The 15,032-nt window shown below is 68.0% G+C and carries 12 protein-coding genes; 11 read left to right on the top strand and 1 reads right to left on the bottom strand.

Annotated elements, in window-relative coordinates; translation table 11 throughout:
• Positions 1-47 precede the first annotated feature (47 nt).
• The 11 genes from OG225_RS22375 to OG225_RS22325 all read left to right on the top strand — a co-directional run bounded on the left by OG225_RS22375 (position 48) and on the right by OG225_RS22325 (position 14,059).
• Positions 48-1,349, top strand: a complete 1,302-nt coding sequence (locus tag OG225_RS22375; RefSeq protein WP_405177114.1) for a dihydroorotase — start codon at positions 48-50, stop codon at positions 1,347-1,349.
• On the top strand, positions 1,349-1,846 hold the full coding sequence (locus tag OG225_RS22370; protein WP_405177113.1) for a transporter: 498 nt from the start codon (positions 1,349-1,351) through the stop codon (positions 1,844-1,846). The genes OG225_RS22375 and OG225_RS22370 overlap by 1 nt, the downstream gene beginning before the upstream one ends.
• Positions 1,843-3,012: a glutamine-hydrolyzing carbamoyl-phosphate synthase small subunit gene (carA, locus tag OG225_RS22365; protein ID WP_405177112.1), complete on the top strand. Its 1,170-nt coding sequence runs from the start codon at positions 1,843-1,845 to the stop codon at positions 3,010-3,012. The genes OG225_RS22370 and carA overlap by 4 nt, the downstream gene beginning before the upstream one ends.
• Positions 3,012-6,359 carry a carbamoyl-phosphate synthase large subunit gene (carB, locus tag OG225_RS22360; protein WP_405177111.1) on the top strand — a complete coding sequence of 1,116 codons (3,348 nt, stop codon included), beginning with the start codon at positions 3,012-3,014 and terminating at the stop codon, positions 6,357-6,359. Before carA ends, carB begins: the two co-directional genes overlap by 1 nt.
• A gap of 27 nt (positions 6,360-6,386) precedes the next feature.
• On the top strand, positions 6,387-7,211 hold the full coding sequence (gene pyrF, locus OG225_RS22355) for an orotidine-5'-phosphate decarboxylase (RefSeq protein WP_405177110.1): 825 nt from the start codon (positions 6,387-6,389) through the stop codon (positions 7,209-7,211).
• Positions 7,212-7,809: 598 nt separating this feature from the next.
• Entirely contained in the window at positions 7,810-8,130 is a 321-nt protein-coding gene (mihF, locus tag OG225_RS22350; protein WP_040708330.1) for an integration host factor, actinobacterial type, read from the top strand.
• Between the two features lie 8 nt (positions 8,131-8,138).
• Entirely contained in the window at positions 8,139-8,720 is a 582-nt protein-coding gene (gmk, locus tag OG225_RS22345; protein WP_109526877.1) for a guanylate kinase, read from the top strand.
• A 143-nt stretch (positions 8,721-8,863) separates the two neighbouring features.
• A complete protein-coding gene (gene rpoZ / locus OG225_RS22340) occupies positions 8,864-9,136 on the top strand; it encodes a DNA-directed RNA polymerase subunit omega (protein WP_109526878.1) in 273 nt (90 codons plus the stop codon).
• 18 nt (positions 9,137-9,154) lie between these two features.
• Positions 9,155-10,411 (top strand): bifunctional phosphopantothenoylcysteine decarboxylase/phosphopantothenate--cysteine ligase CoaBC, encoded by a 1,257-nt coding sequence (gene coaBC / locus OG225_RS22335; RefSeq protein WP_405177109.1) that lies wholly within the window; start codon positions 9,155-9,157, stop codon positions 10,409-10,411.
• Positions 10,412-10,649: 238 nt separating this feature from the next.
• Positions 10,650-11,861 (top strand): methionine adenosyltransferase, encoded by a 1,212-nt coding sequence (metK, locus tag OG225_RS22330; RefSeq protein WP_216911702.1) that lies wholly within the window; start codon positions 10,650-10,652, stop codon positions 11,859-11,861.
• Between the two features lie 143 nt (positions 11,862-12,004).
• Complete coding sequence (locus tag OG225_RS22325; RefSeq protein ID WP_405177108.1) at positions 12,005-14,059, top strand: primosomal protein N'; 2,055 nt, start codon at positions 12,005-12,007, stop codon at positions 14,057-14,059.
• Between the two features lie 18 nt (positions 14,060-14,077).
• On the opposite strand, the gene OG225_RS22320 is transcribed toward OG225_RS22325, so the two are convergent.
• Entirely contained in the window at positions 14,078-14,926 is an 849-nt protein-coding gene (locus OG225_RS22320) for an alpha/beta fold hydrolase (RefSeq protein ID WP_405177107.1), read from the bottom strand.
• Positions 14,927-15,032 lie beyond the last annotated feature (106 nt).

Genomic DNA, 15,032 nt, shown 5'->3' with positions numbered 1-15,032 from the left:
GCGGAGATTTGCCTCGGCCACGAGATCCGGGCGGAAGGCGGCGCGGTATGAGCGAACTGTTGATCAAGGCCGCACGGCCCTACGGCGAGGGCGAACCGGTGGACGTGCTGGTGCGCGACGGTGTCATCGTCGAGATCGCGGCGCGGATCGCCGCGAGCGAGGCCGCCGAGATCATCGACGCGGCGGGACAAATCCTGCTGCCCGGTTTCGTCGACCTGCACACCCACCTGCGCGAACCCGGTCGCGAGGACACCGAGACCATCGAATCCGGTTCCGCCGCCGCCGCTCTCGGCGGATACACCGCGGTGTTCGCGATGGCCAACACCAATCCGGTCGCGGATTCGGTGGTCGTCACCGATCACGTGTGGCGGCGCGGCAGGGAAGTCGGCCTGGTCGACGTCTATCCGGTGGGCGCGGTCACCGTCGGTCTCGCCGGCAAGCAGCTCGCGGAAATGGGCACCATGGCCGCGGGAGTCGGCGCGGTGCGCATGTTCTCCGACGACGGCCACTGCGTCTACGACCCGCTGATCATGCGACGCGCGCTGGAATACGCGAACTCGCTCGGCGTGCTGATCGCCCAGCACGCGGAGGAGCCACGGCTGACCGAAGGCGCGGTGGCGCACGAGGGTCCGACCGCGGCCCGCCTCGGCCTGGCAGGATGGCCGCGCGCCGCCGAGGAATCCATCGTCGCCCGTGACGCGCTGCTCGCCCGTGACGCCGGAGCCCGCGTTCACATCTGCCACGCGTCCACCGCCGGAACCGTCGAACTGATCAAATGGGCCAAGGCCCAAGGTATTTCGATCACCGCCGAGGTCACCCCGCACCACCTGCTGCTCGACGACTCGCGCCTGGAGACCTACGACGCGGTCAACAAGGTGAATCCGCCGCTGCGCGAGGCCTCCGACGCCGCCGCGCTGCGGCAGGCGCTGGCCGACGGGGTGCTCGACTGTGTCGCGACCGATCACGCCCCGCACGCCGAGCAGGACAAATGCTGCGAGTTCGCGGCCGCGCGTCCCGGCATGCTCGGTTTGGAGACGGCGCTGTCGATCATCGTGTCGACCATGGTCGAACCGGGACTGCTCGACTGGCGCGGTGTGGCCAGGGTGATGAGCGAGCGACCCGCGGCCATCGTCGGACTCGACGAACACGGCAGGCCGATCGAGGTGGGCGAACCCGCCAACCTCACACTGGTCGATCCCGAGGCGAGCTGGACGGTGCGCGCCACCGAACTCGCCAGCATCTCGAACAACACGCCGTTCGAGGATATGACGTTCCCCGCCAAGGTCACCACGACATTGCTGCGGGGCCGGATGACCGCCCGCGAGGGCAAAGCGGTGGGAGCTCCGTAATGGAAAGAACACTGTGGGTGATCGGGACGCTGGCGTTCTTCGTCATCGGCGTCTCGCTGATGTACCGAGGGTGGCAGCGTCGCGCCGCGAGGCAGGCCGAACGGATCGGCGAACTGCCGACCGTGCCCGCCGAACTGGGGGCGCAGGTATTGGAGCCGACGACCGGTCTCTACCTGGGCAGCACCATCGCGCCCAGCTGGCAGGACCGGATAGCGGTGGGTGACCTGGGGTTCCGCGCGACGGCGGAACTCACCAGGTTCGAACGAGGAATCCTGCTGCAACGCGACGGGGCAGCGGTGATCTGGATTCCCGAGGAGTCCATCACCGCCGTGCGGACCGAACGCGGGCACGCGGGCAAAGTGATGACGCAAGATGGTGTGCTGGTAATTCGCTGGAAGCTGCCGACCGGAACCGAGATAGATACCGGTTTCCGAGGTGACGACAAGACGGTGTACCCGGCGTGGGCCAGGACGATGACGGGAGATGAGCAAGGATGAGTGCGGTATCGGGTAACGATTCGGCGGGGGGCGGTGGCCGGGTGACCGGCGGGCACGACGAAGCCGCTCTCGTGCTCGAGGACGGCCGGGTGTTCCGCGGCACCGCCTACGGCGCGGTGGGCGAGACCCTCGGCGAGGCGGTGTTCTGCACGGCGATGACCGGGTATCAGGAAACCCTGACCGACCCGAGCTACCACCGTCAGATCGTCGTGGCCGCCGCCCCGCAGATCGGCAACACCGGCTGGAACGACGAAGACGACGAATCCGGCAAGATCTGGGTCGCCGGTTACGTGGTCCGCGATCCGGCCCGCCGCGCCTCCAACTGGCGCGCGACCGGAACCCTGCCCGAGGCGCTCCAGCGTCAGGACGTGGTCGGCATCGCGGGTGTCGACACCCGCGCCCTGGTGCGGCATCTGCGCACCCGAGGTTCGATGAAGGCGGGCATCTTCTCCGGCGCGGCCCTCGCCGTCACCGACGAACTGCTGGCCAGGGTCAACGGCCAGCAGTCGATGCTCGGCGCCGATCTCGCCCGCGAGGTGAGCACGGATTCGGTCTACACCATCGAGCCCGCGGGCGATCACCGCTTCACCGTCGTCGCGGTCGATCTCGGCATCAAGACCAACACCCCGCGCATGTTCGCCGAACGCGGGATGCGCGTGCACGTGGTGCCGTCGACGACCTCGATCGAGCAGATACTCGAACTGAATCCGAACGGCGTCTTCCTGTCCAACGGTCCGGGCGACCCGGCCACCCAGGACGGCGCGGTCGCGCTGACCCGCGGCGTGCTGGAGAAGGGGGTGCCGCTGTTCGGCATCTGCTTCGGCAATCAGATCCTGGGGCGCGCGCTCGGGCGCAGCACCTACAAGATGAAATTCGGCCACCGCGGTATCAACATCCCGGTGGTCGAGCACGAGACCGGTCGCATCTCGATCACCGCGCAGAACCACGGCTTCGCGCTGGAAGGTGAACAGGGCGAACGTTTCGACACCCCGTTCGGCAAGGCCGAGGTCAGCCACATCTGCGCCAACGACGGCACCGTCGAGGGTGTGCGACTGGTGGACGGTCGCGCGTTCTCCGTGCAGTACCACCCGGAGGCCGCCGCCGGACCCCACGACGCCGCCTATCTCTTCGACCGTTTCGCCGGTCTCATGGAAGGAGCCTCCTGATGCCTCGCCGCGTGGATCTCGAGCACATCCTGGTCATCGGCTCCGGCCCCATCGTCATCGGCCAGGCGTGCGAATTCGACTATTCAGGCACCCAGGCGTGCCGGGTGCTGCGGTCCGAGGGACTGCGGGTGTCGCTGGTGAACTCCAACCCGGCGACCATCATGACCGACCCGGAATTCGCCGACGCCACCTACGTCGAGCCGATCACCCCCGAATTCGTAGAGAAGGTCATCGCCAAGGAACGCCCCGACGCGATCCTGGCCACCCTCGGCGGCCAGACCGCGCTCAACACCGCGGTCGCGCTGCACGAGAACGGGGTGTTGCAGAAGTACGACGTGGAGCTGATCGGCGCGGATTTCGAGGCCATCCAGCGCGGTGAGGACCGGCAGAAGTTCAAGGACATCGTCGCCAAGGTCGGCGGCGAGAGCGCTCGTTCGCGCGTCTGCTTCACCATGGACGAGGTCCGCGAGACCGTCGCCGAACTGGGCTTCCCCGTGGTGGTCCGGCCGTCGTTCACCATGGGTGGGCTCGGCTCGGGCATGGCCTACAACGACCGGGACCTCGACCGCATCGCGGGCGGCGGCCTCGCCGCCTCGCCCACCGCGAACGTCCTCATCGAGGAATCCATCCTCGGTTGGAAGGAATTCGAACTCGAGTTGATGCGGGACAGCCGCGACAATGTCGTGATCGTCTGCTCGATCGAGAACGTGGACCCGATGGGCGTACACACCGGTGACTCGGTCACCGTCGCGCCCGCGATGACGCTCACCGACCGCGAATACCAGAAGATGCGTGACCTGGGCATCGCGATTCTGCGCGAGGTCGGCGTCGACACCGGCGGCTGCAATATCCAGTTCGCCGTCGATCCGGCCGACGGTCGACTGATCGTCATCGAGATGAATCCCCGCGTGTCGCGGTCCTCGGCGCTGGCCTCCAAGGCGACGGGTTTCCCGATCGCCAAGATCGCCGCCAAACTGGCGATCGGCTACACGCTCGACGAGATCGTCAACGACATCACCGGGGAAACCCCGGCCTGTTTCGAACCGACGCTGGACTACGTCGTGGTCAAGGCGCCGCGGTTCGCGTTCGAGAAATTCCCCGGCGCCGACCCGACACTGACGACCACCATGAAATCGGTCGGCGAGGCGATGTCGATCGGCCGCAATTTCTCCGAGGCGCTCGGCAAGGTGCTGCGTTCGCTCGAGACCAAGGCGACCGGGTTCTGGACCCAGGACGACGGGCAGTGGGCTCCGGTCGACAACAATGTCCAGGCCGCCGTCGAGGCGATCCTCGAGGATCTGCGCACGCCGACCGAGGGACGGATCTACCAGGTAGAGCGGGCGTTGCGCCTCGGCGCGAGCATCGAGGTGGTGGCCCAGGCGTCCGGTATCGACCCCTGGTTCGTCGCCGAGGTCGCCGGACTGGTCGAGCTGCGCGGTGAGATCCTCGACGCACCGGTACTGGACGAACCGCTGCTGCGTCGCGCCAAGCACTACGGACTGTCGGACCGTCAGCTCGCCGCGCTGCGCCCCGAATTGGCGGGCGAGACCGGCGTGCGCGTGCTGCGCCACCGGCTCGGCATCCGGCCGGTCTTCAAGACCGTCGACACCTGCGCCGCCGAGTTCGAGGCCAAGACCCCGTACCACTACTCGGCCTACGAACTCGATCCCGCCGCCGAATCCGAGGTCGCGCCGCAGCGTGAGCGCGAGAAGGTGATCATTCTCGGCTCGGGACCGAACCGCATCGGCCAGGGCATCGAATTCGACTACTCGTGTGTGCACGCGGCGCAGACGCTGTCGGCCGCCGGATACGAGACGGTCATGGTCAACTGCAATCCCGAGACAGTCTCCACCGACTACGACACCGCCGACCGCCTCTACTTCGAGCCGCTGACCTTCGAGGACGTGCTCGAGGTCTTCCACGCGGAATCCGAGTCCGGCACCGTCGCGGGCGTCATCGTGCAGTTGGGCGGTCAGACCCCGCTCGGCCTCGCGCAGCGGCTGACCGACGCGGGCGTTCCCGTCGTCGGCACCAGTGCCGCCGCCATCGACCTGGCCGAGGATCGCGGCGAATTCGGTGAGGTGCTGGTCGCCGCCGGACTGCCCGCGCCCAAGTACGGCACCGCGACCACCGTCGCGCAGGCCAAGAAGATCGCTGCGGGCATCGGCTACCCGGTGCTGGTGCGGCCGTCCTATGTGCTCGGCGGGCGCGGCATGGAGATCGTCTACGACGAGAATTCGCTCGAGGGCTATATCTCCCGCGCGACCGAACTCAGCCCCGATCGCCCGGTGCTGGTCGACCGGTTCCTCGAAGACGCCATCGAGATCGACGTCGACGCCCTGTGCGACGGCGAGGAGGTCTACCTCGGCGGAGTCATGGAACATATCGAGGAGGCCGGTATCCACTCCGGCGACTCCGCCTGCGCACTGCCTCCGATCACGTTGGGGCGCAGCGATATCGAGGCGGTGCGCCGGTCCACGGTGGCGCTGGCCAAGGGGATCGGCGTCAAGGGCCTGCTGAACGTGCAGTACGCGCTCAAGGACGACGTGCTCTACGTGCTCGAGGCCAACCCGCGTGCCAGCCGCACGGTTCCGTTCGTCTCCAAGGCCACGGCGGTGCCGCTGGCCAAGGCGGCGGCCCGGATCACCATGGGCGCGACCATCGCCGAACTGCGCAAGGAAGGCATGCTGCCCGGTGAAGGCGACGGCGGACACGTCCCGCTGGACGCGCCGGTGGCGGTCAAGGAAGCGGTGCTGCCGTTCCATCGGTTCCGCCGCGCCGACGGCAGCGGGGTCGATTCGCTGCTCTCCCCGGAGATGAAATCCACCGGCGAGGTCATGGGTATCGACGCCGATTTCGGTACCGCCTTCGCCAAGAGCCAGGCCGCGGCCTACGGCTCGCTGCCCACCGAGGGCACCGTATTCGTCTCGATCGCCAACCGCGACAAGCGGGCCATGGTCTTCCCGGTGAAACGCCTGCACGACCTCGGGTTCCGCATCCTCGCCACCGAGGGCACCGCGGAGATGCTGCGCCGCAACGGCATTCCGTGCGAGCAGGTCCGCAAGCATTCCGAACCGGATACCGCCGTCGATGCCGGGGATCGGCTGCCGAGCATCGTCGACCAGATCCGCGACGGTGAGATCGACATGGTGTTCAACACCCCGTACGGCAATTCGGGGCCGCGCGTCGACGGTTACGAGATCCGCACGGCCGCCGTCGGCGTCGACATCCCCTGCATCACCACCGTGCAGGGCGCCGCCGCGGCCGTGCAGGGCATCGAGGCGAGTATCAACGGCGGTATCGGGGTGCGCTCCCTACAGGAGCTGCATTCGGTGCTGCGTGGCTGATTCCGACCCTATGAAGGAGGCGGTTCGATGAAGACGTTCGGTGACCGATTACTGCGCGCCACGGCGCATTTCGGCCCGGTCTGTGTCGGCATCGATCCGCATCCCCAGCTGCTGGACGCGTGGGGCCTGACCGACGACGCCGACGGCGTGGAGAAATTCGCGGAGATCTGCGTCGAGGCCTTCGACGGCACCGTCGCGCTGGTCAAGCCGCAGGTCGCCTTCTTCGAGCCCTACGGTTCCGGCGGTATCGCGGTGCTGGAGCGGACGATCGAGGTGCTGCGCGCCTCGGGCACGCTGGTGCTCGCCGACGCCAAACGCGGCGATATCGGCTCGACCATGGACGCCTACGCCAGGGCCTGGCTCGGTGACGGATCCCTCGGCGCCGACGCGGTGACGGTGTCGCCCTATCTCGGATTCGGATCGCTCTCGCCCGCGCTCACGCTGGCCGAGGCCAACAACCGTGGGGTGTTCGTGCTGGCCGCGACCTCCAATCCTGAGGGCGGTCAGGTGCAGCGGGTGGTCGCGGCGGACGGGCGGACCATCGCCCAGTCGATCGTCGACGAGGCGACGCTGTGCAACGTCGGTGCGGAATTCGGGTCGGTGGGCGTCGTCGTCGGTGCGACGCTGACCGAGGCTCCCGATGTGTCGGCCCTCAACGGCCCGATCCTGATGCCCGGTGTCGGTGCGCAGGGCGGCGGCCCCGACAGCGTGCGCGCGCTGGTGCCCGAGGCGATGCTGCGTTCGGTGCTGCCCGCGGTCTCTCGCGAGGTCCTGCGCGAGGGCCCTTCGGTATCGGCACTGCGTGCCAGGTTGAACGCGATTCAGGACGAGTTCGCGTTCCTGCGTTCCTGAGCTACCCACCGCTGAGCTACCCACCGCGACGCCGCGGCCCTCTGGTGGGCAGCCAGGTGGCACTCCGGGCCGGTTGGGCGCGCTCGCGGACCACGTGTGGTCGGTGGTGCCCGCCCGTCGGGCTCGGTGGACGCCTCGGCGCATCGAATACGTGGATGCAAGGCCCCGGATTCCTCGGAATCCGGGGCCTTCGTCGTCTCGGATCCGGCTCCCGGGGAGTGATCCAGGACACGTATGGGGACATGTGTTCGATCCGACACGCGGGAAGTTGCGCCGACACGCCGATAATTTCCAGAAAGTTCCTGGTCGGGCGGGTGTGTGGTTGCTGGGGGTCCGCGCGGCGCTACCGCTACCGCTCCGCTATCCCTCATATTTCCGGTATATCCCCAGCTCGCGGGGTGTTTCATGGGAATGGCGGTACGATCACGGCAGCGAGCGAGGCATTGTGCGGATTCGACCGCTCGCGCCGAGGTGACAGTCGGAATCATGCGCTGACCTGGGGGGCGGGTTCGCAATTGCAGGACGTCGTGGGTACGGTCGCTGAGACTGTCGGGTTACCGGCAGGAGTTTATGCAATGAACGATGAGACGGAGGAACCGTGGCCCTTCCCCAGCTGACTGACGAGCAGCGCGCCGCTGCTTTGGAGAAGGCGGCGGCCGCTCGCCGCGCTCGGGCGGAGCTCAAGGAGCGTTTGAAGCGTGGTGGCACCGACCTGAAGAGCGTGCTCAAGGATGCCGAGACCGATGAGATTCTCGGCAAGATGAAGGTTTCGGCGCTGCTGGAGGCCCTGCCCAAGGTCGGCAAGGTCAAGGCAGCCGAGATCATGACCGAACTGGAGATCGCTCCCACCCGCCGTTTGCGCGGGCTCGGCGATCGGCAGCGCAAGGCGCTGTTGGCCCGGTTCGACTTCGACGCCTGATTACGAGGGTGGTCGAACACACGCGGAAGGGTCGACTGGTTGTACTGGTCGGCCCCTCGGCCGTGGGCAAATCCACGGTCGTGCGGTGCGTGCGGGAATTCCTGCCCGAGCTGGTCTTCAGTGTGTCCGCGACAACCCGGGCCCCCCGGCCCGGGGAAGTCGACGGACTGGACTACCGGTTCGTCTCCCGAGCCGAATTCGACGCCATGATCGAGGCGGGCGAACTGCTCGAATGGGCGGAGATCCACGGCGGACTGCAGAGGTCGGGCACCCCGGCAGGTCCGGTACGCGAGGCGCTGGCGGCGGGCAAGAACGTGCTCGTCGAAGTGGACCTCGAAGGTGCCCGTTCGGTACGTCGGGCGCTGCCCGAAGCCATACTCGTCTTCCTGGCCCCGCCGAGCTGGGACGAACTGGTCTCCCGGCTCACCTCTCGCGGGACCGAATCCCCCGAGGTGATCGCACGTCGGCTGGAGACCGCGAGGATCGAATTGGCGGCCTGTGACGAGTTCGACATCGTGATCGTGAACGACGAGGTGACCAGCGCCTGTGAGCAGTTGGTATCGTTGTTCGTTAGCACTATTTCGAGATAGGCTGCGCGCTCTTCGTCGTCGTCGGCACGAAACCGGGCCGACGACCGTCGCGCCGCGATCCCGAGACACGAGCACCCGCTGATCTCAGTACCCGCTGATCCAGTACCCATCGATTTCACCGACGAACCGCAGGAGCCTCCTCAGTGAGCGAAAAGACCGTGCACGTGTACGACACTCCGATCGGCCTGACCAACCCCCCGATCGATGAGCTGCTCGAGCGCACGTCGTCCAAGTACGCGCTGGTGATCTACGCGGCCAAGCGTGCACGTCAGATCAACGATTACTACAACCAGCTCGGTGACGGCATCCTCGAATACGTCGGCCCGCTGGTCGAGCCGGGTCTGCAGGAGAAGCCGCTGTCGGTGGCCATGCGTGAGATCCACTCCGATCTGCTCGAGCATTCCGAAGGCGAATAAGATCGTCGTTCTCCCCGCGTGGGCGGGGAACAGCCACCCGGAGGGCCAGTGACCACACGGATCGTCGTCGGTGTCGGCGGAGGAATCGCCGCATACAAGGCGTGCGCGCTCGTCCGTCGTTTCACCGAGACCGGGCACGAGGTGCGGGTGATCCCGACCGAGTCGGCGCTGCAATTCGTCGGCAAGGCCACCTTCGAGGCACTGTCGGGGAACCCGGTGCACACCGACGTGTTCACCGATGTGCCCGAGGTGCCGCACGTGCGCCTCGGCCAGGAGGCGGACCTCGTCGTCATCGCCCCCGCCACCGCCGACCTGATGGCGCGCGCCGCCCACGGCCGCGCCGACGACCTACTGACCGCCACGTTGCTGACGGCCCGATGTCCGGTACTGATCGCGCCCGCGATGCATACCGAGATGTGGGAGCATCCGGCGACGGTGGCCAATGTCGCGACGCTGCGCGAGCACGGCGCGATCGTCATGGAACCGGCGTCGGGACGGCTCACCGGAACCGATACAGGTCCGGGCAGGCTGCCCGAGCCCGAGGAGATCTTCGGGCTCGCCATGCTGTTGCAGGAACGCCCCGACGCGATTCCGCGCGATCTGGTCGGCCGCCGGGTGGTCATCACCGCGGGCGGTACCAGGGAACCGCTGGATCCGGTGCGTTTCCTCGGCAATCGCAGCTCCGGCAAACAGGGCTACGCACTGGCCAGGGTGGCCGCCCAGCGCGGCGCTCAGGTCACCCTCATCGCGGGCAACACCATCGAGATGGCCGCACCCGCCGCCGTCGACCTGGTGCACGTCACCACCGCCGAACAGCTGAAAACCGCCGTCGACAAGCACGCGGTCGGCTCGGACGCGGTGATCATGGCCGCCGCGGTCGCCGATTTCCGGCCGACCAATGTCGCCGCCGCCAAGATCAAGAAGGGCGCGGGCGAACCGGACGTCATCGCGTTGACCAAGACCGACGACATCCTCGCCGGTCTGGTGCAGTCGCGACGTGACGGCCAACTGCCGGGCACCTCGATCGTCGGATTCGCCGCCGAAACCGGTGACGAGCAGGGCGATGTACTCACCCACGCGCGCGCCAAACTCGCGCGCAAGGGCTGTGACCTGCTGGTCGTCAACGCGGTCGGTGAGGGCAAGGCGTTCGAGGTCGACACCAACGACGGCTGGCTACTCGGGGCCGACGGCACCGAACAGGCCCTCGATCACGGATCGAAGGCCTTGCTCGCCAGTCGTGTGCTCGACGCGCTGACGGTCCTGCTGCACGCCTGAGTCGCGACGATCGATATCGTTGCGACGCCGAGGATCCCGGCCACGGGCGTCCGGTCGGGATCCGGGGTTGTGGATATACGGCCGGAATCCCGCGCGTGAACCGTCTGGGTCGGACGAGGTAGGTCCACACTTTGCGCCGAAGATTTGGAATAGTCTGAGTTCAAGGGTTGCGCTGTGGCGCGGTCGCACTACTGTCGTGGCCCGATACGAGAAATCCGTCGAGGAAGAGGGAACAACTGTGCCCACGTCTGGCAGCCGCCTATTCACCAGTGAGTCCGTGACCGAGGGTCATCCGGACAAGATCTGTGACGCCATCAGCGATTCCATCCTCGACGCCTTACTCGCGCAAGATCCGCGCAGCCGGGTGGCGGTGGAGACGCTCGTGACCACCGGCCAGGTCCACGTCGCCGGTGAGGTCACCACCTCGGCCTACGCCGATATTCCGAAAATCGTCCGCGACAAGGTCCTCGAAATCGGATACGACTCGTCCGCAAAGGGTTTCGACGGGAACTCCTGCGGCGTCAATATCGCGATCGGCGCGCAGTCGCCCGATATCGCCCAGGGCGTCGACACCTCGCACGAGGCCCGTGTCGGCGGCGAGGACGACGCCATCGCGCGTCAGGGCGCCGGTGACCAGGGGTTGATGTTCGGTTTCGCGACCGTCGACACCCCCGAGCTGATGCCGCTGCCGATCGCACTGGCCCACCGGCTCTCGCGCAAACTCACCGAGGTGCGCAAGACCGGTGTGCTGCCCTACCTGCGCCCGGACGGCAAGACCCAGGTCACCATCGAATACGACGGTGACCGCCCGGTCCGGCTCGACACCGTCGTGCTCTCCACCCAGCACGCCGCCGATATCGATCTCGACAATATGCTCGCCCCCGATATCCGCGAGAAGGTCGTCGACGCGGTGCTGGCCGACCTGAACGTGCCGACCCTCGACATCTCCGACGTGCGGCTGCTGGTCAACCCGACCGGCAAATTCGTGCTCGGCGGCCCGATGGGTGACGCGGGTCTGACCGGCCGCAAGATCATCGTCGACACCTACGGCGGCATGGCCCGTCACGGCGGCGGCGCGTTCTCCGGCAAGGATCCGTCGAAGGTCGACCGCTCGGCCGCCTACGCCATGCGCTGGGTCGCCAAGAATGTCGTCGCGGCCGGACTGGCCGACAAGGTCGAGGTCCAGGTGGCCTACGCCATCGGCAAGGCGGCGCCGGTCGGTCTGTTCGTGGAGACCTTCGGCACCGAGAAGGTCGATCCGACGCGCATCTCCACCGCGATCACCGAGGTGTTCGACCTGCGTCCGGGTGCGATCATCCGCGATCTGGACCTGCTGCGCCCGATCTACGCGCAGACCGCCGCGTACGGCCACTTCGGCCGCACCGACGTCGATCTGCCCTGGGAGAGCACCGACCGCGCGGACAAACTGCGCGCGGCCGTCGGCCTCTGAAACCGGCGGGTACGGGTCGCCCCGGCGTGAAGAGGGCCGTGGCGAAAGCCCCCGGCCCTCCCTCGGACCCCGGGTCCGAGGGAGTCACGCCGACCACCGCATCGACAGCAGCGGGACTACCCATCGCACGGGTACTCCCGCTGTTGTCGCCTGCCCACCTCGACCGGGATTTCGACTACCTGGTTCCGCCCGAGTTCGACGATATCGCCCAGCCCGGCGTGCGCGTCCGTATCCGTTTCGCGGGCAGACTCGTCGACGGGTATCTGCTGCGTCGGCTCGCGCACACCGAGCACACCGGGAAAATGGTGAAACTCGAGCGCGTGGTCTCCGCGGAACGCGTGCTCACCCCCGAAATCCTCGACCTCGCCACCGCCGTCGCCCATCGGTACGCGGGCACCCGCGCCGACGTTCTACGCTTGGCCGTTCCACCCAGGCACGCCCGCACTGAGAACGGTGGGACCGCGAAGAAGGGCGCCCCCGATCCGAGCGTGCCGGTGGGGGACCCCGGGTCCCACGAGCAGCGACAGGAATCCGGCGATCACGAAGCATCGCCGCACACGCTCGACGGTTCGAGTGTGGAGAATGTCCCGGGTGCCCCGGAGCCGTGGGACCGCTACGTCCACGGCCGGGCATTTCTCGCGGCGCTCGGGCAGGGCAAGGGTGTGCGCGCGGCGTGGCAGGCACTCCCCGGCGAGGACTGGGCTCGACGGCTGGCCGAATTGGCGGCCACGGTCGTCGGTGCCGGGCGCAGTGCGATCCTTCTGGTGCCCGATCAGCGGGACCTGGACCGGGTGCTGGCGGAATGTGCTCTGCTGCTGGGGGATTCGGCGGTAGGACTGGCGGCGGGGCTGGGTCCGGCGGCGCGCTACCGGCGCTGGCTCGCGGTGTTGCGGGGGAGTGCGCGGGTGGTCGTCGGCACGCGTGCGGCGGTGTTCGCCCCCGCCGCCGACCTGGGATTGATCGCGGTGTGGGACGACGGTGACGACACCTACGCCGAACCGCGCGCGCCCTATCCGCACGCGCGTGAGGTCGCGATGCTGCGCGCGCACGAATCCGGCGCCGCCTTCGTGGCCGCCGGATTCGCCAGGACCGCCGAGGTGCAGGCGGTGGTGGACTCCGGCTGGGCGCACGATCTGGTCGCCGACCGGTCGGTGTTGCGCAAGCACACCCCTCGGATCAGCGCGCCGGGTGATTCGGATCTGGCGCTCGAACGCGATCCGATCGCCCGCGCCGTGCGTATTCCCGGCATCGCCTTCGCGGCGGCGCGGTCGGCGTTGAAGGAAGGCGCGCCGGTATTGGTCCAGGTGCCGCGTCGCGGCTATGTGCCCGCGCTCGCCTGCACGAAATGCCGGACCCCCGCGCGTTGCAGGCATTGCAACGGACCGCTCGCGCTGCCGGAAACTCGTGGCGGCCGGAATGATCCGAACGTGGCGCACAGTCCGAGTTGCCGGTGGTGCGGGATCGTGGAGGCCGGGTTCCGCTGTCCGGTGTGCGCGTCACGCGCGCTGCGCGCGGTGGTGATCGGCGCGCAGCGCACCGCGGAGGAACTCGGGCGCGCTTTCCCCGATGTGCCCATCCGTGGTTCGAGCGGCGGCGCGCTGCTCGACACGGTGGAGCCGGGGCCGCAGGTGGTGGTCGCCACGGTCGGCGCCGAGCCGACGGTGCGCGGCGGCTACGGCGTCGCGCTGTTGCTGGACAGTTGGGCGCTGCTGGGCCGGGCCGATCTGCGCGCGGGCGAGGACGCGTTACGCCGGTGGATGTCGGCGGCGGCCCTGGTGCGCGCGCACGGGCAGGTGATCGTGATGGCCGAACCGTCCATCCCGACCGTGCAGGCACTGGTCCGCTGGGATCCCGTCGGCCACGCGCGCGCCGAGGTCGACAGTCGAGCCGAGGTCGGATTTCCGCCCGCGGTCCGGTTGGTCGCGATCGACGGCTCCACCGAGGCCATCGCCGAATTGCTCTCCACCGCGGCACTACCCGATCATGTGGAAGTGCTCGGCCCGGTGCCGCTGCCGCCTTTCGCCCGCACACCGTTCGCGGGTGATTCCCCCGTCGAGGTCGAACGCATGATCCTGCGCGTCGACCGTCGCGAGGGCGCGGCCCTGTCCAAGGCGCTGATCACCGCGCAGGCCATTCGCAGCACGCACCGCACCGATGCCCCGCTGCGCGTGCAGATCGACCCGGTCGACATCGGTTGAGCGGTCCCGGACGCGTTGCTACGGCGTGCCGACCGGTCTGCCGGTGAGAAACGCGCTCATCGCCTCGGCGACGGCTTCCGGACGGTCGAGCATCGAGAGGACGTAGGCATCGTGGATCTCGACGAGTCTCGCCTTCGGGATCAGGTCGGCCAGCCGTCGGCCGTGGTCGCGTGGCATCACCTTGCCCGCGGACGACCACAGGATCAGCGCGTCGCCGGAGAAATGCCGCAGTGCTTCGGTATGGGCGACGAGCTCGGCCTTGTGGAATCCGGATCTGGTGTAGGAGAGCACATCCCGGCGAATGCGCTTGTCGCGTAGCCCGGGTTCGGTCCAGCCTCGCACCAGGTCGTCGGGCAGGCTCCGGCGCGTCATCCAGCCGAACAGCACCGGGGTGTCACGCAACCACCGGATGCGCAATTGCCGCAGGGCCAGCGAGACTCCGCCGGGCAGATAGCTGGCGACGGTGGCGGTCTTACCCGGCAGGCCGGGCGGGAAGTTGTCGAACGCCTCGCAGGGCAGCACGATCAGGCGTCCGACGCGTTCGTCGAGTCCGTAGGCGGTCAGGAACAGGCCGCCGCCCCAATCGCTGTGCACCAGGGTCGTGTCGCGCAGGTCGAGGGCGGTGAGGAATTCCGCGATCAGCACGTTCAATCCGCGCATGCTCAGATCCGCGCCGGGAAGCATCGGTTCGGGATGCGCGCCCAACGGCAGATCCGGCATCAGGTAGCGGAAGCCGTCGGGCAACAGGTCGATGACGCCGTCCCATTGCGTGTGATTGATGAGCAGTCCGTGCAGGAGGACGACCGGTGGGCCTTCTCCGCGTTCGGCGTAGTGGAGTGGACCCGCTGTGAGCTGGACTGTCGGCATGTGGACTCCATTCTGGGACCGCTGTCGGGCGATGCTCCGCGCGCCGTGTCCGCGAGCGGAACTGCCCGGGTGGCAGGTAGAGCATTTGCTCTAGAGTGCTTACTCT

Origin of the sequence: Nocardia sp. NBC_01377, from assembly GCF_045040005.1 — a bacterium.
Classification (GTDB): domain Bacteria; phylum Actinomycetota; class Actinomycetes; order Mycobacteriales; family Mycobacteriaceae; genus Nocardia; species Nocardia noduli.
This window is presented reverse-complemented; position numbering and strand designations above follow the sequence as displayed.